General features: G+C 46.6%; 15 protein-coding genes. 13 read left to right on the top strand and 2 right to left on the bottom strand.

From position 1 onward, the window contains the following. Window position 1: 1 nt before the first annotated feature. The 8 genes from D0466_RS07120 to D0466_RS07085 all read left to right on the top strand — a co-directional run bounded on the left by D0466_RS07120 (window position 2) and on the right by D0466_RS07085 (window position 10,758). The gene (locus D0466_RS07120) at window positions 2-997 is read left to right on the top strand and encodes a thiamine pyrophosphate-dependent dehydrogenase E1 component subunit alpha (RefSeq protein ID WP_117321811.1); all 996 of its coding nucleotides are present in this window, start codon (window positions 2-4) and stop codon (window positions 995-997) included. A 12-nt stretch (window positions 998-1,009) separates the two neighbouring features. Then, on the top strand, window positions 1,010-1,993 hold the full coding sequence (locus tag D0466_RS07115) for an alpha-ketoacid dehydrogenase subunit beta (RefSeq protein ID WP_117321810.1): 984 nt from the start codon (window positions 1,010-1,012) through the stop codon (window positions 1,991-1,993). Window positions 1,994-2,088: 95 nt separating this feature from the next. Next, on the top strand, window positions 2,089-3,381 hold the full coding sequence (locus D0466_RS07110) for a dihydrolipoamide acetyltransferase family protein (RefSeq protein ID WP_117321809.1): 1,293 nt from the start codon (window positions 2,089-2,091) through the stop codon (window positions 3,379-3,381). Window positions 3,382-3,666: 285 nt separating this feature from the next. After that, a complete protein-coding gene (locus D0466_RS07105; RefSeq protein ID WP_117321808.1) occupies window positions 3,667-5,595 on the top strand; it encodes a methylmalonyl-CoA mutase subunit beta in 1,929 nt (642 codons plus the stop codon). Between the two features lie 34 nt (window positions 5,596-5,629). Then, window positions 5,630-7,789: a methylmalonyl-CoA mutase gene (gene scpA, locus D0466_RS07100; RefSeq protein ID WP_117322251.1), complete on the top strand. Its 2,160-nt coding sequence runs from the start codon at window positions 5,630-5,632 to the stop codon at window positions 7,787-7,789. After that, on the top strand, window positions 7,789-8,928 hold the full coding sequence (gene meaB, locus D0466_RS07095; RefSeq protein ID WP_117321807.1) for a methylmalonyl Co-A mutase-associated GTPase MeaB: 1,140 nt from the start codon (window positions 7,789-7,791) through the stop codon (window positions 8,926-8,928). Before scpA ends, meaB begins: the two co-directional genes overlap by 1 nt. Before the next feature lie 274 nt (window positions 8,929-9,202). After that, on the top strand, window positions 9,203-9,640 hold the full coding sequence (locus D0466_RS07090) for a BrxA/BrxB family bacilliredoxin (RefSeq protein ID WP_117321806.1): 438 nt from the start codon (window positions 9,203-9,205) through the stop codon (window positions 9,638-9,640). Between the two features lie 128 nt (window positions 9,641-9,768). Continuing rightward, the gene (locus tag D0466_RS07085) at window positions 9,769-10,758 is read left to right on the top strand and encodes an aromatic acid exporter family protein (protein ID WP_117322250.1); all 990 of its coding nucleotides are present in this window, start codon (window positions 9,769-9,771) and stop codon (window positions 10,756-10,758) included. Window positions 10,759-11,262: 504 nt separating this feature from the next. Here the strand turns inward: D0466_RS07085 and prli42 are convergent. After that, complete coding sequence (gene prli42, locus D0466_RS22155) at window positions 11,263-11,358, bottom strand: stressosome-associated protein Prli42 (RefSeq protein WP_158555859.1); 96 nt, start codon at window positions 11,356-11,358, stop codon at window positions 11,263-11,265. 170 nt (window positions 11,359-11,528) lie between these two features. Between prli42 and mce the strand changes: the two genes are divergently transcribed. The 5 genes from mce (at window position 11,529) to gndA (ending at window position 17,704) form a co-directional block, all read left to right on the top strand. Beyond that, window positions 11,529-11,951 (top strand): methylmalonyl-CoA epimerase, encoded by a 423-nt coding sequence (mce, locus tag D0466_RS07080; protein ID WP_117321805.1) that lies wholly within the window; start codon window positions 11,529-11,531, stop codon window positions 11,949-11,951. Continuing rightward, window positions 11,948-13,498: an acyl-CoA carboxylase subunit beta gene (locus D0466_RS07075; protein ID WP_117321804.1), complete on the top strand. Its 1,551-nt coding sequence runs from the start codon at window positions 11,948-11,950 to the stop codon at window positions 13,496-13,498. The genes mce and D0466_RS07075 overlap by 4 nt, the downstream gene beginning before the upstream one ends. Window positions 13,499-13,597: 99 nt before the next feature. After that, the gene (locus D0466_RS07070) at window positions 13,598-14,719 is read left to right on the top strand and encodes a M20/M25/M40 family metallo-hydrolase (protein ID WP_117321803.1); all 1,122 of its coding nucleotides are present in this window, start codon (window positions 13,598-13,600) and stop codon (window positions 14,717-14,719) included. 140 nt (window positions 14,720-14,859) lie between these two features. Continuing rightward, a complete protein-coding gene (locus D0466_RS07065; protein ID WP_117322249.1) occupies window positions 14,860-16,161 on the top strand; it encodes a DNA polymerase IV in 1,302 nt (433 codons plus the stop codon). Window positions 16,162-16,291: 130 nt separating this feature from the next. Further along, window positions 16,292-17,704 (top strand): NADP-dependent phosphogluconate dehydrogenase, encoded by a 1,413-nt coding sequence (gene gndA / locus D0466_RS07060; protein ID WP_117321802.1) that lies wholly within the window; start codon window positions 16,292-16,294, stop codon window positions 17,702-17,704. Window positions 17,705-18,122: 418 nt separating this feature from the next. Here the strand turns inward: gndA and zwf are convergent, their stop codons facing one another. Then, window positions 18,123-19,592 carry a glucose-6-phosphate dehydrogenase gene (zwf, locus tag D0466_RS07055; RefSeq protein WP_407675623.1) on the bottom strand — a complete coding sequence of 490 codons (1,470 nt, stop codon included), beginning with the start codon at window positions 19,590-19,592 and terminating at the stop codon, window positions 18,123-18,125. Window positions 19,593-19,762: the final 170 nt, after the last annotated feature.

Here is a 19,762-nt window from a genome sequence, read left to right as displayed (position 1 = left end):
GATGGTTGAAAATCGTCATAAAGAGTTAGGCCTTAGCGACGAAAAAGTTTTGAAAATATATGAAACAATGCTTCTTTCGCGGAGAATTGATGAACGGATGTGGCTTTTAAACCGATCCGGGAAGATACCGTTCGTCATTTCCTGCCAGGGCCAGGAAGCCGCACAGGTAGGGGCTGCTTTTGCGCTGGACCCAAGCAAGGATTACGTACTGCCTTATTACCGTGATGTCGGTGTTGTCCTTACTTTTGGGATGACAGCAAAAGACCTTATGCTTTCCGGATTCGCAAAAGCAGAAGACCCAAATTCCGGCGGGCGCCAAATGCCGGGTCATTTCGGACAAAAGAAAAATAGGATCGTAACCGGTTCTTCCCCGGTCACGACACAGGTTCCCCATGCAGTCGGAATCGCACTTGCCGGAAAAATGGAAGGTAAGGATCTTGTTTCTTTTGTAACGTTCGGAGAGGGTTCTTCCAATCAGGGTGACTTCCACGAAGGAGCAAACTTTGCCGGCGTCCATAAGCTTCCGGTAATTTTCATGTGTGAGAATAATAAATATGCTATTTCTGTACCGATTTCAAAGCAATTGGCTTGTGAGTACGTGTCAGACCGTGCCATCGGTTATGGAATGCCGGGATTCACCGTCGATGGAAATGATCCTCTGGAAGTTTACAAAACCGTAAAAGAAGCTGCAGACCGAGCACGCCGCGGGGAGGGGCCGACATTAATAGAAACGGTATCGTACCGGCTTACGGCCCATTCAAGTGATGATGATGATCGTACTTACCGGGCTCCTGACGAAGTGGCAGAGGCAAAGACAAAAGATCCGATCATCACCTTTGGGGCCTATCTAAAAGAAACAGGCGTCATGGATGATGGATTGGAGTCAGAAATTAATGCCAGGGTCATGAAGATTGTAAATGAAGCAACGGACTATGCGGAAAACGCACCATACGCTGACCCGCAAGAGGCTCTAAAATACGTATATGGACAGGAGTAAGGGGGAGTAAAAATGCCGGTAATTTCCTATATAGATGCTGTTACAATGGCCATTCGGGAAGAAATGGAACGAGATCCGCGCGTGTTCGTCCTTGGAGAAGACGTAGGAAGAAAAGGTGGAGTATTCAAGGCTACAAACGGCCTTTATGAGACATTCGGAGAAGATCGGGTCATTGATACGCCCCTGGCTGAATCCGCCATCGCAGGTGTAGGCATTGGGGCTGCGATGTATGGCATGCGCCCGATAGCGGAAATGCAATTCGCTGATTTTATTATGCCGGCTGTCAACCAGATCATTTCCGAAGCCGCCCGGATTCGCTACCGTTCAAACAATGACTGGCACTGTCCTATTGTAGTCCGTGCCCCGTATGGAGGCGGTGTCCACGGAGCGCTTTACCATTCGCAATCGGTTGAGTCCATTTTTGCGAACCAGCCGGGACTCAAGATTGTCATACCTTCCACTCCTTATGACGTAAAAGGCCTGTTGAAAGCAGCGATTCGCGATGACGATCCTGTTTTGTTCTTTGAACATAAACGGGCCTACCGATTGATTAAAGGAGAAGTGCCTGCCGACGACTACGTACTTCCGATCGGAAAGGCGGACATAAAGCGTGAAGGGGATGATATCACAGTGATTACATACGGCCTGTGTGTTCATTTTGCACTTCAGGCAGCAGAAAAATTGGCCAGTGACGGAATATCAGCACACATCCTGGATTTGCGTACCGTGTACCCATTAGATAAAGAAGCAATCATCGAAGCTGCATCGAAAACAGGCAAAGTCCTTCTTATAACGGAGGATAACAAAGAAGGAAGCATCATCAGCGAGGTTTCAGCAATTATCTCCGAAAACTGCCTCTTTGACCTGGATGCCCCGATCATGAGGCTGGCCGGACCGGATATTCCTGCGATGCCTTATGCGCCAACTATGGAAAAGTTCTTTATGATAAATCCAGACAAGGTCGAAAAAGCAATGAGGGAATTGGCAGAGTACTAATGTGCACTATGGGGCCGAGTCGACTCACATGTTGTTAAAGGGAAAAACTCATTAAGTTAACAGCTTCGAAATAATGAAATGGGAGGTATAATAGATTGGCAATTGAACAAATGAAAATGCCGCAGCTGGGAGAAAGCGTCACTGAAGGTACCATCAGCAAATGGCTGGTAAAGCCCGGCGACCATGTCAACAAATATGACCCAATCGCTGAGGTCATGACCGATAAGGTAAATGCAGAGGTTCCATCGTCATTTTCGGGTGTCATAATAGAACTGATGGCTGAGGAAGATCAAACCCTGGGGGTCGGTGAAGTAATCTGCTCTATCGAGGTGGAAAGGACAAATTCGGGAGAAGCTGGAGGAAAGGTAAGCCTCCCTCCTGAAAAAAACATAGCAATTTTAAGCCATTCAACTGCCGGTACAGATCGAAGTAAAGCAAGGTATTCCCCCGCTGTCCTAAAAATCTCCCAGGAGCACGGCATCGATTTAAATCAGGTTGAAGGAACCGGCAGGGAAGGCCGGATTACGAGAAAGGATTTATTGAAGCTGATTGAATCCGGCAATATTCCGCGGGCCGGAGCGGGTAATGCAGAGCAAAAGATTGAAGCGAAGCAGGAAATCCCTGTTTCCTACGAAGCACCGTCTGCTGCCTCGGCTGAAGCCCAGCCTGCTGTTGTTCCCACCGTGGCAGGAGACGTGGAAATCCCGGTTACAGGAATCAGAAGGGCGATTGCAGCCAATATGCTCCGCAGCAAGCAGGAAATCCCGCATGCGTGGACCATGGTTGAAGTGGATGCAACCAACCTTGTAGCGTACCGAGATTCCCTTAAAACTGAGTTCAAGCAAAAAGAGGGCTATAACCTGACTTACTTTGCGTTTTTTGTAAAGGCAGTCGCCCAAGCCCTGAAAGATTTCCCCCAGATCAATTCGATGTGGGCCGGTGACAAAATCATCCAGAAAAAGGATATCAATATATCGATAGCCGTAGCAACTGAAGATGCGCTTTTTGTACCTGTCATCAAGAATGCCGATGAGAAATCCATTAAAGGCGTTGCAAGGGAAATTCATGAGCTAGCTAACAAAGTGCGAAGCGGAAAGCTAAAGCCGGATGAAATGCAAGGCGGCACATTTACGGTCAACAATACAGGTTCCTTCGGTTCCGTACAATCTATGGGTATCATCAATTATCCACAGGCAGCAATCCTTCAGGTTGAATCGATCGTGAAACGCCCGGTAATCATAGGTGATATGATCGCCATTCGCAACATGGTGAATTTGTGCATGTCGCTCGACCATCGTGTGCTTGACGGCCTTGTATGCGGACGTTTCCTTGCACGGGTCAAAGAAATCATTGAAAACATGTCCAGTGCAAACACACCTATTTATTGACAAAGTGCCGGTTAACCACCGGCGCTTTTTTTTGGCATAAAAACAGATGATGGATTTAGTTCACCATACTTCTATGTATTAGCTAATGTAACCAACATCCTACAGGCCGGGCTGCTTCTCTGTCTTGTTTTAAAAGGTTCCCCAGTAAGCGGGATTCCTGAGCAACGGTAGATCTTTATCGAAAAAAGTATTGATTGCAGGATTATTCCTTATTTTCTAGAATATAAGTATGATAGAATGTTATACTTATCTTAATAAGATGAAGGGAGGGCAGCTTTCGATTTCATGCTGAGCGAGCGTTCAATCCGCATAAAAAGAAAGCGATTACAAATGAAGCTGGATGAAATAAAGCTTTTATCATTTCCTGAATATTCCCTTGAAGATTGGAAGAAAGCCGCTGAAAGCAGTTTAAAGGGCAAGACCATTGATAAGTTAAGAACGAATACATATGAAGGAATCGAACTGGAGCCGCTTTATACAGCCGAATCCCTACCTGAAGGGAATGGCGGGCAGGAATTTCCGGGATTCTCCCCATATACCCGGGGCATTGATGTTACAGGCTACCGTGAAAAACCGTGGTTAATCTGTCAGCCGGTTTACGGCACTTCTGCGGAAGATGCAAATCAAAATATGCAAACGGCATTGGCCCGTGGGCAAAATGCGATTTGCTTTCCAGCAGCCATGCTGGGCGATTCTCCTGAAAAACTACTGCAAGACCTGCCTCTTCATGAAGTTCCCGTTTTTATCGATCTTGCAGGTGATGGGGTATCCTCTTTGCCTTTAGTTATCGAATCGTTAAAAAAGCTTAAATTTGAAGGTCAATTAGTAAAAGGAGTCCTGGCTGAAGACCCGGTCGCGGAGTGGGCAGCATCCGGGAATGTGCCAACAGACATAGATAAATATTTTAAAAGTTGGTTTTCTGGAATTCGAAGGGCGAAAGAGGATTGCCCGGGGGTTAAAACGATTCTCGTAAAGGCCTCCAATTATCATAACGGGGGTGCCAATGCGGTACAAGAGCTTGCCTATGGATTGGCCGAGGCGGTTTTTTATCTGGACGAAGGCCAAAAAAATGGGCTCAGCCTGGAGGAACTAACCGAGAAAATAGTATTCTCATTTGCCATTGACTCCAATTACTTTATGAATATTGCCAAACTCCGTGCGGCGAGACGCTTATGGGCCCTTATCTCAGAAGCTTATGGTGTTTCTTCCGATTATTTCAAGATGCACATTCATGCCGTGACTTCAGGGATAACTGAAACGCTTTATGATAAGCACGTGAATATTCTTCGTACAGCAAACCAGGCATTTGCGGCAGCAGTAGGCGGAATCCAATATTTACAAATCCACCCTTTTGACAGGCTGAACGGAAAGCGCAATGAATTTTCTGAACGGCTTGCCCGCAACACCCAGCTTATTTTGAGGGAAGAGTCACATGTTCCTGCAGTTACGGACCCTGCCGGCGGATCTTTCTATGTCGAGAAGCTGACGGATGATATAACTGAGGCTGTTTGGGATAAATTCCTGAAAATCGCCAGGCAGGGTGGCATTCTTGACGCACTGAAGAAAGGGGCCATCCAGTCGGAAGTCGCGTCCGTTTTTATCCAAATGCAAAAAAACGCAGCTTACAGGAAACAAAGCATAATTGGAACGAATGTTTATCCTAATCCAGCGGAAAATGGGCAACAGTTTGTAAAAGGGATGGAAAATCAGCATGAAAGCAAGACAGATTTCGTTGAAATTGTTCCTATCCCAACTCGCAGGGTCGCTGAAGATTTTGAACACATTCGGCTCCGTGCTGAAGCCCACGCAGCCGGCAGCGGGGCAGCACCGAAGCTAGGCTTGGTCAATATCGGCGAATTAAAGGCATATAAACAGAGAGCCGATTTCATAAAGGGATTAGCCGCAGCGGGAGGTATTGGAACAGTTGACACCCAAGGCTGCAGCACGCTAGAGGATGTGCGGGCCTTTGTCGCGGAAACAAATCTTAAAACCTATTGCATTTGCGGAAGTGACAGTGACTATGCGGAACAGGCAAAGTCAATTGCGATTGCTGCAATCGAATGCCTTCCCGGGGTGAATATATACCTTGCAGGAAAACAAGGCGCGGAATTAGAGGATGCTTTAAAACAAGCAGGCGTGAAAGGCTTTATCCATGTTAAAACGAATGCGGTTGAAATTCTTTCCCAATTGCTTACTGAGCTGGAGGTGAACTGACGTGAAAAAACCTGATTTTACTAGAGTCCATATAATGAAAGGGCAGTCCGGTGGCTCAACCCAGGAATGGAAAAACAAGGCGGAAGCCGCCATTAATGGATCCATTGAAGACCTCCTATATGAAACAAATGAGCAAATTCAAATTAAATCGCTTTATGGGAAACAAGATTTGAAGGATTTTGAGCATATGAAAGGGGTCCCCGGCATTGCTCCCTACACAAGAGGGCCGTATCCGACGATGTATGTAAACAGGCCTTGGACGGTGCGCCAATATGCGGGCTTTTCGACAGCCGAGGAGTCAAATGCCTTCTACCGCAGGAATCTTGCAATGGGCCAAAAAGGATTATCCGTTGCCTTTGATTTAGCGACGCACAGGGGTTATGATTCAGACCATCCCCGGGTTGTCGGAGATGTCGGAAAAGCGGGTGTTGCAATCGATTCGGTTCTTGATATGAAACGGCTATTTGAAGGAATCCCGCTTGACCAAATGTCTGTGTCGATGACGATGAACGGTGCGGTACTTCCGATCATGGCTTTTTATATCGTGACAGCGGAGGAACAAGGAGTGACCCAGGAGAAGCTTTCCGGGACGATCCAGAATGATATTCTAAAAGAATACATGGTGCGGAACACGTATATTTATCCGCCGGAAATGTCGATGAAGATCATTGCTGATATTTTTGAATACACGTCCAAATTCATGCCGAAATTCAACAGCATCAGCATATCAGGTTATCATATGCAGGAAGCCGGCGCTCCTGCCGACATAGAGCTTGCCTACACGCTCGCAGACGGGCTAGAATACGTCCGCACAGGGCTGGAAGCAGGAATTCCGGTTGATTCATTCGCCCCTCGACTCTCATTTTTCTGGGCAATCGGGATGAATTATTTCATGGAAGTTGCCAAAATGAGGGCTGCCCGCTTTATTTGGGCAAAAATGATGAAGCAGTTCAATCCGGTAAACCCAAAATCGATGGCCTTACGGACACATTCGCAAACATCCGGATGGAGCTTGTCTGAGCAGGATCCTTTTAACAACGTTGTCCGTACATTATTGGAAGCCCATGCAGCCGCACTTGGGCATACCCAATCGCTTCACACGAATGCGCTTGATGAAGCCATTGCCTTGCCGACCGACTTTTCAGCGCGGATTGCAAGGAATACACAGCTTTATCTGCAAGAAGAAACGGGAATCACGAAGGTGATCGACCCATGGGCAGGATCCTATTATGTAGAATCTCTGACGAATGAACTCGTGGGCCGGGCATGGGTCCATATTGAGGAAATAGAGGAGCTCGGAGGGATGGCTAAGGCTATTGAAACGGGACTCCCGAAAATGAGGATCGAGGAAGCGGCAGCAAAACGCCAGGCCCAAATCGATTCCGGCAAGGAAACAATCGTTGGGGTAAACAAATACCGCCTTGAAAAACAGGATCCGATTGAGATTCTTGAAATTGATAATTCGGCAGTGCGTGAGAGCCAAATCCACAAACTGCAACAATTAAAAGAAGCCAGAAACCAGGAGCACGTTCAGGATGCGCTGGCTGAACTTGCTAATGCTGCGATGAGCGGTGAAGGGAATTTGCTTGAGTTGGCTGTCCGTGCAGCAAGGGCAAGGGCCACACTGGGAGAAATATCGGAAGCCATCGAAAAGGCATCGGGGCGCCATAAAGCTACTATCCGTTCTATCAGCGGCGTATACAGCTCTTCCTATTCAAACGATGATGAAATCGAAGAAGTAAAGAAGATGACGGAAGAGTTCTATGAAAATGAGGGACGCCGGCCCCGACTGTTGATGGCTAAGATGGGTCAGGATGGCCACGATAGAGGCGCCAAAGTCGTATCGACCGCTTTTGCCGACCTGGGCTTTGATGTAGATATCGGCCCACTTTTCCAGACACCGGAAGAAACTGCGCTGCAGGCAGTGGAAAACGATGTTCATGCAATCGGGATGAGTTCGCTTGCCGGGGGGCACAAAACTCTTCTTCCGCAGCTAGTGGGTGAACTGAAGAAATTGGGCAGGGATGACATTATCGTCATTGCAGGCGGAGTCATTCCGGCACAGGATTATGAATTCCTTAAGCAAAACGGGGCAGCAGCAATCTTCGGGCCGGGAACGGTCATACCGCAATCAGCCAAAGCTGTTTTGCAAGAAATATACCGCCGGCTAGGGTATGAGGAAGTGTCCAGGTAATGGATAATGGAAAGAAGCCTGAATGGGCAGAAGGCATAGATAGCGGGGGCTTTGCCTCCGTTGTGAAAAAAGGCGTGACCGGCCTTCCTGAATCCGCCCGGGAAGGAAGAAGCCGGTTTATTAAACCGGGCAAGAGAAATATTGACCTGGATGAAATTAAGAAAGGGCTTCTGAAAGGCGACAGGTCAACGCTTGCAAGGGCAATCACCCTAATTGAAAGCAATGCCCCCGAACATTTTGAGGATGCCCAGCAGCTTTTGCAGTTGATTCTGCCGCACTCAGGCAGTTCGGTCAGGCTTGGGATTTCCGGAGTTCCCGGTGCCGGGAAAAGTACTTTCATAGAATCTTTCGGGACGTATTTATGCAGCCTTGGTCATCATGTTGCTGTTCTCGCGGTTGATCCAAGCTCATCGGTAGGCGGCGGGAGCATCCTCGGTGATAAAACAAGAATGGAAGAGCTCGCCAGGAACCCAAAAGCATTTATCAGGCCGTCCCCATCCGGAGGAACGCTTGGGGGGGTTCACCGCAAAACAAGGGAAACGATTGCGTTATGTGAAGCTGCGGGATTTGATATAATCCTGATAGAAACGGTCGGCGTTGGGCAAAGCGAATCGATTGTCCGAAGCATGTCAGATTTCTTTATGCTTCTTGTCCTGACCGGTGCCGGGGATGAGCTGCAAGGAATGAAAAAAGGCATTATGGAGCTGGTCGATGCGATTGTGGTGAATAAAGCAGATGGGGATAACCGACCGCTTGCCCTGAAGACAAAAGCGGAATACAGCCGCATTCTGCATTTCTTACAGCCTGCCACTAAAGGCTGGCCAGCAAAGGCTTTTGCTTGCTCAGCGTTAACCGGCCATGGCATCAGTGAACTATGGGAAGCCATCGGCGACTTTATGGCTATGACAAAAGATTCAGGTGTTTTCGAAGAGAGGAGGAGGTCGCAATCAAAGGAATGGATGCACTCCTTGATCCATGACAGCCTCCATAATATGTTCTTTAAAAATGGTGCAATAAAAGACCTACTTCCACTGCTGGAAAATCAGGTGGCATCGGGCAACAAAACGGTGTCGAAGGCCGTACAGGAGTGCTTTGAAGTGTTCCATGGAGCAATCCGGAACGACGATCTAAACGAATAAAAAAGAAAAGGGATAGCAGGAAAAACTGCTATCCAATCTAGGGAGTTAGGGGTATGGATCTAGTTGTAATGTAATCTTTCCCAGTGCGGTAGTATCTTAAACATATTTCTCTCATACGATCAACAACTAACTATGAAAACAGGAGCGAAGATTAAGTGCGCGAAATCTTGTCGCTGGAATCTTTCCTTTCAATCCTGTGCGTCGCAATTGAATTGTAATTCGCACATTGCTATTATGAGAATGTAGAAAATTTTTATTGGAGGGGGCATCACCCATGAGCATGGATTTTAACTTTTTAATGAACGATGTAGTTCGCCAAGCCCGCCAGGAGATCACGGCTGCTGGATATACAGAACTAAAAACGCCTGAAGAAGTGGATGAAGCATTCGGGAAGAAAGGGACTACTCTTGTAATGGTCAATTCTGTTTGCGGTTGTGCAGGCGGCATTGCAAGGCCTGCTGCTTCACATGCAATACACTATGATAAGCGCCCGGACCAGCTTGTAACGGTTTTCGCCGGCCAGGATAAAGAAGCAACTGAAAAAGCGCGTAATTATTTTGAAGGCTATCCGCCGTCATCTCCATCATTTGCTCTCTTAAAGGATGGAAAATTCCTTACGATGGTCGAGAGGCATGAAATTGAAGGACATGACCCAATGTCTGTAATCAATAAACTGCAAAGCTATTTTGACCAATATTGCGAAGAAGTATAAGACTCGAGATTTTCTCGGGTCTTTTTTTCTGTTATGATGGAGAATAGGAAAACTAGGGGATCAGTCCCCTGTCACGTTAATGCGTTAAAGAACTGGGGAACTGACCCCTGATTAGGATGTTATGGATGATGTTTAGAATCGGATATAGGACAATGAAAACAGCACTGGGTACAACGCTTGCGATCATTATCGCCCAGCTGGCTGGGCTGGATAACTTTGCATCAGCCGGAATTTTAACCATTCTCTGCGTACAGGTTACAAAAAAGAAATCGTTAAAGGCTGCCTGGTCAAGATTTTTTGCCTGCGTTTTGGGGATGGCTTTTTCTGCTATTCTATTTGAAACGATTGCTTACCATCCCATTGTAATCGGATTGATGCTCTTGATATTTATCCCAACCGCCGTGGCTCTTAAAATAAACGAAGGAATAGTCACCAGCAGTGTCATAATCCTTCACTTTTACAATGCCGGGGACCTTTCTTTGGAACTGGTGTTAAATGAAACGGCTTTGATCACGGTCGGAATCGGGGTTGCCCTATTGATGAACCTATACATGCCGAGCCTGGAAAATAAACTGGCCGATTACCAGGAACAAATTGAAAACAACTTCAGATCCATATTAAAGGAAATTGCGAACTACCTGAGGACAACAGAAGGAACTTGGGATGGAAAAGAAATAACAGAAACAAACCGGCTTCTCGCTGAAGCCCAGTCGCTTGCGTTCAGGGATGTGGAAAACCACTTCTTACGGGGAGAAGATGCTTATTACCATTACTTCAAGATGAGGGAAAAGCAATTTGAAATAATCGAGCGTATTTTGCCGCTTGTGGCGAACATCCCGACCAATGTAAAACCGTCGGTAATGCTGGCCGATTTTATTGAAACCTTAAGCGATAACGTCCATCCGCAAAATACAGCCATCATATATCTGAGGAAACTTGAAGAAATGGAACGGGAATTCAAAGGAATGGAACTGCCGGTAACCAGGGAAGATTTCGAATCGAGGGCGTCGTTATACCAGCTCTCAAAGGAAATGGAACGCTATCTGCAGCTTAAACTTTCCTTCAAAGGGCTCCCAAAGCGTGCAGAAAGCCGCATGAAGAAAACCTCTTCTGCTTAAATTAAGGAAAAGCGCAAAGGAGGTTCGGCATGAAGCTAATTATCTCTTTTCTGCCCGCCTTTATGGTTTCGCCTACATTTCCCGATGCCCCTGTTGCTATGCCGGGACGGGAAGAAGCGGCGAATTGACTCCGGAAGGATTGTTTACCGTAAAAGTGAAAGCTGTTAATCCTTATTACCGGACAAAGAACATTCCAGGCGGTGATCCGAGGAACCCGCTGGATCGGCTTCGACGCTAAGAACACGGACGGGAGAGCATTCGGGGTTCACGGTACGGACCAGACTTGGACGGTAGGAAGTGTATTTCACAAGGGTGCAAACGCCTGAAAAATGCGGAAGTTGAACGGCTGTATAATAAAAGTGCCGATTGGCACTAAAATCCCCCTCACAAGATCAGCGAAAGATTATTATCCGCTCGCCAAAGAACAAGGTGCGATCAAATAGCAAAAATGAATGTAAAAGGGTCCCGGCACAGAACATTACTTTCCTGCCAGGACCCTTATTTTTACATCAGAAATGCCAGCCCGGACATAAGTGAAGTTAACAGCATGGAAATCAACATTAAATACACAACGATTTTTCTGATTTTTTTATTTCTCATCACAAAATCTCCCCTGTAGGAATTGATTATCCTTATTTTAACGCGGCGGACCCGATACACACAAGCCTTAATAAGCGGGACAATTTTACAAAGAAGGAGAGAAGGATTTTCTCGTTTTTTGTTGAATATTGTTATAGCTGGATAATAGTAAAGATAATGGGGGATTTTTTATGATAAAAAATATCGATCACATTGGGATTGCCGTTTCATCTATAGAAGACGCATTGCCGCTGTATACGAAAGTTTTTCAATTGAAGCTTGAGGGCATTGAAACGGTGGAAAGCCAGGGGGTAAAGGTAGCTTTTGTTTCTGCGGGAAATACGATGCTGGAGTTGTTGGAAGCGTTATCATCCGAAAGTCCGATTGCAAAATTCATTGAAAAGAAGGGACAGGGCATCCACCATATTGCCCTGGGTGTTGAAAGCATTGATGAGAGGATAGCATATATTCGGTCCAACGGAATCAAGATGATTGATGAGACGCCGCGGGTAGGCGCACATAACGCAAATGTAGCGTTTTTGCATCCAAAAGCAACAGGAGGCGTCCTGTTAGAATTATGCGAACGGGATACAGCAAAGGGGGATCACAAATGACTGACATCTACGAAAAAATTAACGAACTTTACGACCGCCGCAGGGAAGTTGAACTGGGCGGAGGGGATGATCGTATTGACAAGCAGCATGAAAAAGGGAAGTTGACTGCGAGGGAACGGATTGATCTTCTGGTTGACCCGGGGACATTTGTTGAATTGAATCCTTTCATTGAGCACCGTAGCAGGGATTTTGGGCTGGATGGCGTTAAAGGTCCGGGCGATGGTGTCGTAACCGGCTACGGGAAAGTGAATGGAAAGCCAATTTATCTATTTTCACAGGACTTCACCGTTTTCGGCGGTGCCCTTGGTGAGATGCACGCTAAGAAAATCGCGAATGTAATGGATTTGGCCGCGAAAAACGGAGCACCATTCGTCGGTCTGAACGATTCAGGGGGAGCGAGGATCCAGGAAGGGGTTGTGTCCCTTGACGGCTATGGGCACATTTTCTACCGGAATTCCATTTATTCGGGAGTCATCCCGCAAATTTCCGTAATCATGGGCCCATGTGCAGGGGGAGCGGTTTATTCGCCAGCCATCACTGACTTTGTATTCATGGTTGAAAAAACAAGCCAAATGTTTATTACCGGGCCGAAGGTTATCGAAACGGTCACAGGGGAAAAAATCAGCTCAGAGGATCTTGGAGGGGCGGGTGTACATAATTCCATCAGCGGAAACGCACATTTCAAGGGAGAAACAGAAGAGGAAGTACTTGAAATGGTTAGGACCCTGATTGGCTACCTTCCTCAAAATAATGAAGAAAAGCCGCAGCGCTCTCATGTGGAAGAGGATGATGATTACCGGCCGGATTTGACCGATGCGATCCCGTTTGACCCTCTTCGCCCATACGATGTGCGTGCCGTTATCAAAGAGGTTGCGGACAGCGGTTCGTTTATGGAAGTCCAAAAGGATTTTGCGAAAAATATCGTAATCGGATTTGCAAGGATCAGGGGGGAAGTGGTTGGATTGGTCTGCAACCAGCCGAAATACATGGCCGGGGGGCTCGATATCGATTCCTCGGATAAAGCTGCCCGTTTCATCCGCTTTTGTGATTCGTTCAACATTCCGATCATCACATTCGAAGACGTATCCGGCTTCTTCCCGGGCGTAAAACAAGAACATGGAGGCATCATCAGGCATGGCGCAAAAATTCTCTATGCCTATTCGGAAGCTACTGTACCAAAGCTTACTGTGATCCTTCGAAAGGCATACGGCGGAGCCTATGTGGCGCTCAACAGTAAATCAATCGGGGCAGACCTCGTTTTTGCCTGGCCTAATGCCGAAATTGCTGTCATGGGCCCTCAAGGAGCGGCCAATATCATTTTTGCAAAAGAAATCCAGAATAGCGATGACCCTGAACAAACCCGGGCCCAGAAAATCGAGGAGTATCGGGAGAAGTTTGCCAATCCATATGTAGCGGCAAGCCAGGGCATGGTGGATGATGTCATCGATCCGCGAGATACGAGGATCAAGATTGTCCAGGCGCTTGATATGCTTCGCAACAAAAAAGAATCCAGGCCTTACAAAAAGCATGGGAATATTCCTTTGTAACCAGATTAATATGGCTGCGTTAGGCAAATACCTGAAATTTGCCGGACGCCCTACCCGGGAGTATACTGATACAGTACATAAATTTTGGAGGTAAGAACATTGATTAATGAAGAGCGTTTGGTTCGGGAATTTATGGAATTGGTCCAAATTGATTCCGAAACAAAATACGAAGCCGAAATTGCGAAAGTGCTCAAAGCTAAGTTCGCAGAGCTTGGAGTTGAAGTTTTTCAAGATGACACAACCGGTGTGACAGGACATGGGGCAGGCAACCTTGTTTGTACACTGAAAGGTACAAAAGAAGGTACAGATACGATTTATTTTACGTCACACATGGACACAGTCGTTCCGGGCAAAGGAATTAAGCCTTCCATTAAGGATGGGTATATCGTGTCTGACGGCACAACGATCCTCGGAGCGGATGATAAAGCAGGCCTTGCTGTAATGCTTGAAACAATAAGGGTTCTGAAGGAGCAAAATATTGCACATGGCTCAATCGAATTCATCATTACCGTCGGCGAGGAATCTGGATTGGTGGGCGCAAAAGCACTTGATCGACAGCTTGTGACGGCCAAATTTGGTTACGCTCTTGATAGTGACGGTAAAGTCGGGAATATCGTGGTAGCAGCCCCGACACAGGCTAAGGTTAATGCAAGGATCCATGGCAAGACCGCCCATGCCGGTGTCGCTCCAGAAAAAGGGGTTTCCGCGATCACCATTGCATCGAAGGCGATTGCAAGAATGTCGCTGGGCCGGATTGATTCAGAAACGACTGCTAACATTGGCCGTTTCGAAGGCGGTACACAGACGAATATTGTCTGCGATTATGTGGAAATCCAGGCAGAGGCACGGTCACTGATTCCAGAAAAAATGGAACAGCAGGCTGCGAGGATGAAGGAAGCATTCGAAACAGCTGCTGTAGAAATGGGCGGCCGCGCGGAAGTAGATGTAATCGTCATGTATCCGGGATTTAAATACGGTGCCGGAGACCATGTGGTGGAGGTCGCTAGAAAAGCAGCGGAAAAAATTGGCCGTCCTTGTGAACTGCAGCAAAGCGGAGGCGGCAGTGACGCCAATGTGATTGCCGGTTTTGACATTCCGACTGTGAATCTGGCTGTGGGTTATGAAGAAATTCATACAACGAACGAAAAAATACCTGTTGAGGAATTGGTGAAGCTTGGAGAAATGGTGATTGCCATTGTCCAGGAAGTAGCCGGGGAGTAATTTTTTATTGGGAACAAGGCGCCGGGAGTCCGGCGCCTTGTTCTTGTTTGAAAGGGGAAGGAAGGTGTATCCTCGTGCCTGTTTTGTTACAATGGTTTATAACGCGATCACAAAAAGGAGTAGATAAGGAAGTGGCCGACGTGAACGATATGTATCCGAAGAATGGAAGAGTGATCCTCCATGTTGATATGAATAGTTTTTACGCATCGGTCGAGATGGCTTATGACGCGTCTTTGAAAGGAAAACCTCTGGCTATTGCGGGCAACGTCGAAGAACGCCGCGGCATTATTGTAACCTGCAGCTATGAGGCAAGAAAGTTTGGCGTCAAGACCACGATGCCCCTATGGGAAGCTAAAAAACTTTGTCCACAGCTTGTCGTGATGAAACCGGATTTTGAGAAATACCGGAAAGCATCCATGGCCATTTTTGAGCTGCTCAGGCAGTATACGGACTGGGTAGAGCCTGTTTCCATAGATGAAGGATATCTTGATATTACAGAGTGCGGTGATATTGGCTCCCCTGTGGAAATTTCCGAAAGCATCCAAAAGCGGATTCTTGAAACGATGGACCTGCCCTGCAGCATCGGTATCGCCCCTAACAAATTTCTTGCCAAAACGGCGTCTGATATGAAAAAGCCATTAGGAATCACGATTTTAAGAAAAAGGGATGTCCCTGTAATGCTGTGGCCTCTTCCGGTCGGGGACATGCATGGAATAGGAAGGAAGACAGCCGATAAGCTGGGGAACCTAGGCATTCATACAATCGGGGACCTGGCAAAGGCCAATGATATCCAGCTAAAGCAAGTGTTGGGAATCAACGGCATCCGTTTGAAAGAACGCGCGAACGGAAACGACAAAAGGCAAGTCGACCCTGATTCAATCTTTGAACATAAAAGTGTAGGGAATTCGACCACTTTGCCGCATGATTCTGCCAATCAAAAGGAATTGGTGGATATTTTAAGGAAGCTGTCAAATAAAGTTGCTATCCGGCTAAAGAATAAAGGCCTGGTCGGCCAGAAAATCGGGGTCATGATCCGCTATAAAGACAGGCACACGGTTACTCGAAGCCGTACAGTCGGCAATCCTTTTTCCGAAAAGGCTGAAATACATTCTCTTGCTGCAGAGCTTTTTAAGAAGCATTGGAATGGGGAAGCGATCCGGCTCTTAGGAGTAACTGCCTTTGATGTGACGGAAAAAGACGCGGCATTCAAGCAGCTGGATTTGTTTTCATATGAGCAGGATGCAGAAAAAGAGCCTTTATACGAGGCAGTGGAGAAGCTCCAGAACAAATATGGCAAGAGCATTATATACAAGGGACTGAATGCTGCAAAAAGCGGCATCCCGTCGTCCATGACTTCCGAAACCAGCTTCAGCAAGGATTTTTTCGAGAATTTCTCACTGAAGGATAAACCGATCCACTCTATGCGAAATGACGATAAATAAGTGATTTTTTTCCGGGTAAATTATCCCTTTCAGTGTAAAATAGGTAAGAATAAGCAAAATGGTTTGAACATAATTGGAATACTTGCTAGAGTATAAAGGTCCGATTAGTTAAAGAAGGGAAGATCAATCCATGTCAAAACAGCAAATTGGTGTAATTGGGCTTGCCGTAATGGGCAAGAACCTCGCGTTCAATATCGAGAGCAGAGGCTATTCTGTATCGGTATATAACCGCTCAAGGGAAAAAACGGATGAAATGATGAAAGAAGCACAGGGGAAAAACGTTGTGCCTACATACAGCATGGAAGAGTTTGTTTCTTCACTTGAAAGTCCAAGAAAGATTTTGTTAATGGTAAAAGCGGGCGGGCCTACCGACGCAACAATCGAACAATTAAAGCCTTTGCTTGATAAAGGGGACATCGTCATTGATGGCGGCAACACATTCTTCAAGGATACTCAGCGCCGAAATGAAGAGCTTAACGAGCTTGGCATCCATTTCATCGGTACCGGCGTTTCAGGAGGAGAAGAAGGGGCATTGACAGGTCCTTCCATCATGCCTGGCGGGCAAAAAGAAGCTTACGAGCTGGTTGCCCCAATCTTAAAAGATATCTCCGCCAAGGTAAATGGCGATCCTTGCTGTACCTATATCGGTCCGGATGGCGCAGGGCATTATGTTAAAATGGTGCATAACGGCATTGAGTACGGTGATATGCAGCTCATATCAGAGTCATACTTCTTATTGAAAAATATCCTTGGATTATCAGCAGAAGAGCTTCATAGCGTGTTTGCAGAATGGAATAAAGGCGAGCTGGACAGCTATTTAATCGAAATTACTGCAGATATCTTCAAGAAATACGATGAGGAAACAGGCAAGCCGATGGTTGACGTGATCCTTGATAAGGCCGGCCAAAAGGGTACCGGCAAATGGACAAGCCAGAGCGCCCTTGACCTGGGCGTTCCGCTTCCGATCATCACGGAGTCTGTTTTCGCCCGCTTCATCTCAGCCCTTAAGGACGAGCGTGTCGCTGCGAGCAAAGTGTTGAGGGGGCCGGAAGCGAAGCCATTTGGCGGTGACAAGGACGCGTTCATTGAAAGTATCCGCAAAGCGCTGTATATGAGCAAAATCTGTTCTTACGCGCAAGGATTTGCCCAAATGAAAGCCGCCTCTGAAGAATACGGATGGGATTTGAGCTACGGGGAAATCGCAATGATTTTCCGCGGAGGCTGCATTATTCGTGCACAATTCCTGCAAAAAATCAAAGATGCATACGATCGCGATGCCAACCTGAACAATCTGCTGCTGGACCCTTATTTCAAGGAAATCGTCGAGAGCTACCAGGGTGCGCTTCGTGAAGTGATCGTAGCGGCAACCGTAAACGGCATTCCGGTTCCCAGCTTTGCGGCTGCACTGTCTTATTTCGACAGCTACCGCACGGAAACCCTGCCGGCCAACCTCATTCAGGCTCAGCGCGATTACTTCGGTGCCCATACGTATCAACGAGTTGATAAAGAAGGCACGTTCCATACCGAGTGGATGGAGAAGTAAGAATATTGGATCAAAGCGGACTAGACCTATAATGGTTTAGCCCGTTTTTTTATACCGAAGATTATGAAGGAAAAATCCCGGGATCAGGAAAACAAAATGTCCCTCATCGGAGATAGCTGGTGTTGATACTAATTTCGCTGCATTTCCCCGCATATAATTGAGGGGGCGGGCAAACAAAAGGAGAGAGGATGAACAACCATGCTTTGGATTGTTGTATCTGTATTTCTTTTTTTAGTAATCCTTGAAACAAGCATCTCCTTCTGGCTGAACAGAGGGGCAGCTAAAAACCGTATGATAAGAAACAATGGAATCATCAATCTTATAAAGGATAAGTTATCAAGAAAAAAAGTGTCTTAAAAGATTGGAATAAAAAAGAGGATGTCCCGCCAGGGATATCCTCTTTTCATTATATTGGCGATTAACAATTTCCCTCAAGGTCCAGATTTTCGACTGGCCACCAGGAATGGCCGTCCTTTTCGAGTAGCTCGTCTGCACTCTTCGGGCCTGTGGTACCGGACTCGTAATTAGGGAAAGAAGTTTCTTTTGTGCTCTCCCAGTAATTCGAAATGCTATCAACGAACTTCCAGGATAGGGCCACTTCATCCCAGTGAGTAAAGTTTGTGGCGTCCCCGCGCATGCTGTCATACAAAAGCCTTTCATAGGCTTCAGGAGTATTGATGCGGTCGGTCCCTTTATTTGAGAACGATAATTGCACCGGCGTCGATTTCATGTTTGTCCCTGTTTTTTTAGCATTCAGAAGGAGCGTAATCCCTTCATCAGGCTGGATATGGATGACCAAAAGGTTAGGATGGAGGGTTTCCTCCGTTTTATAATACAAGTTCATCGGAATATCCTTGAATTGGACAACGATCTTAGTCGATTTGATATCCATGCGTTTACCGGTGCGGATATAAAATGGCACGCCCGCCCAGCGGAAATTGTCGATCATTAGCTTGCCCGCAACAAATGTTTCAGTATTTGAATCCGGGTCGACCATCGGTTCTTCCCTGTAACCAGGCACTTGCGCCCCATTCAGGGTACCTGCTGCGTATTGGCCGCGAACGAAATATTGATTCACTTCATCTTTTTTCATCGGGCGAAGCGAACGAAGCGCGCGGACCTTTTCGCTACGTATCTCCTCTGTTGTCAAACGGATTGGAGGCTCCATCGCCAGGAGTGCGACCATTTGAAGTATATGGTTTTGCACCATGTCGCGCAATGCGCCGCTTTTTTCATAATAACGGCCCCGTTCCTCTACTCCAAGCGTTTCGCTGGAGGTAACCTGGATATTGGAAATGTACCTGCTATTCCACAGCGGTTCAAAAATGGCATTTGCAAAACGGATCACTTCGATGTTTTGAACCATTTCTTTACCAAGATAATGGTCAATCCGGTAGATTTCATCCTCGTTAAAAGCAGTACGTATTTGTTCATTCAGCTCAAGCGCGCTTTCAAAGCTGTGGCCGAAAGGTTTTTCAATGACAAGGCGCTTGTACCCATTCGTGTCCGTCAATCCTTGTTCTTTAACCTGTTCTGCAATCGTACCGAAGAATTCCGGAGCCATCGCCAAGTAAAAAATCCGGTTTCCTTCCAGTTGATAATGGCTGTCCAAACGGTCAGCGATTTCCTTTAACTGTATGTATGATTCTGAACTGCTTACATCGTGCGAATGGTAATAGAAATGGGAAGCGAACTCATCGACTTTTTCGTTTTCCCCGGCAAAGGTCAAAATAGAATCCTTGACATTGGCCTGGAATTCATCATTCGATAACGGTCTCCTTGCCACTCCCACTACAGCGAATTTATTTATCTGTTCTTTCTGGAATAATCGGTAGATGGATGGGAACAGCTTTCGCTTAGCCAGGTCCCCGGTCGCCCCGAATATCATGATTAATGCGGTCGGTTTGTTGTCTTCAATCAATGTTAAAACCTCTTTCCTCGAGTTTCACAACTTTTCTGTCTCCTGAAAAAAACATCTATTCCAATATATAATTTGTTGGCATATTACGCAAATAATGCGCATGCCATTATTCTTTTGCAAACATTCGTATAATATTC

This window comes from Peribacillus glennii, from assembly GCF_003429105.1.
Classification (GTDB): Bacteria; Bacillota; Bacilli; order Bacillales; family DSM-1321; genus Peribacillus; species Peribacillus glennii.
The sequence above is the reverse complement of the archived record's forward strand: the minus strand, read 5'-3'. Positions and strand labels throughout refer to the sequence as shown.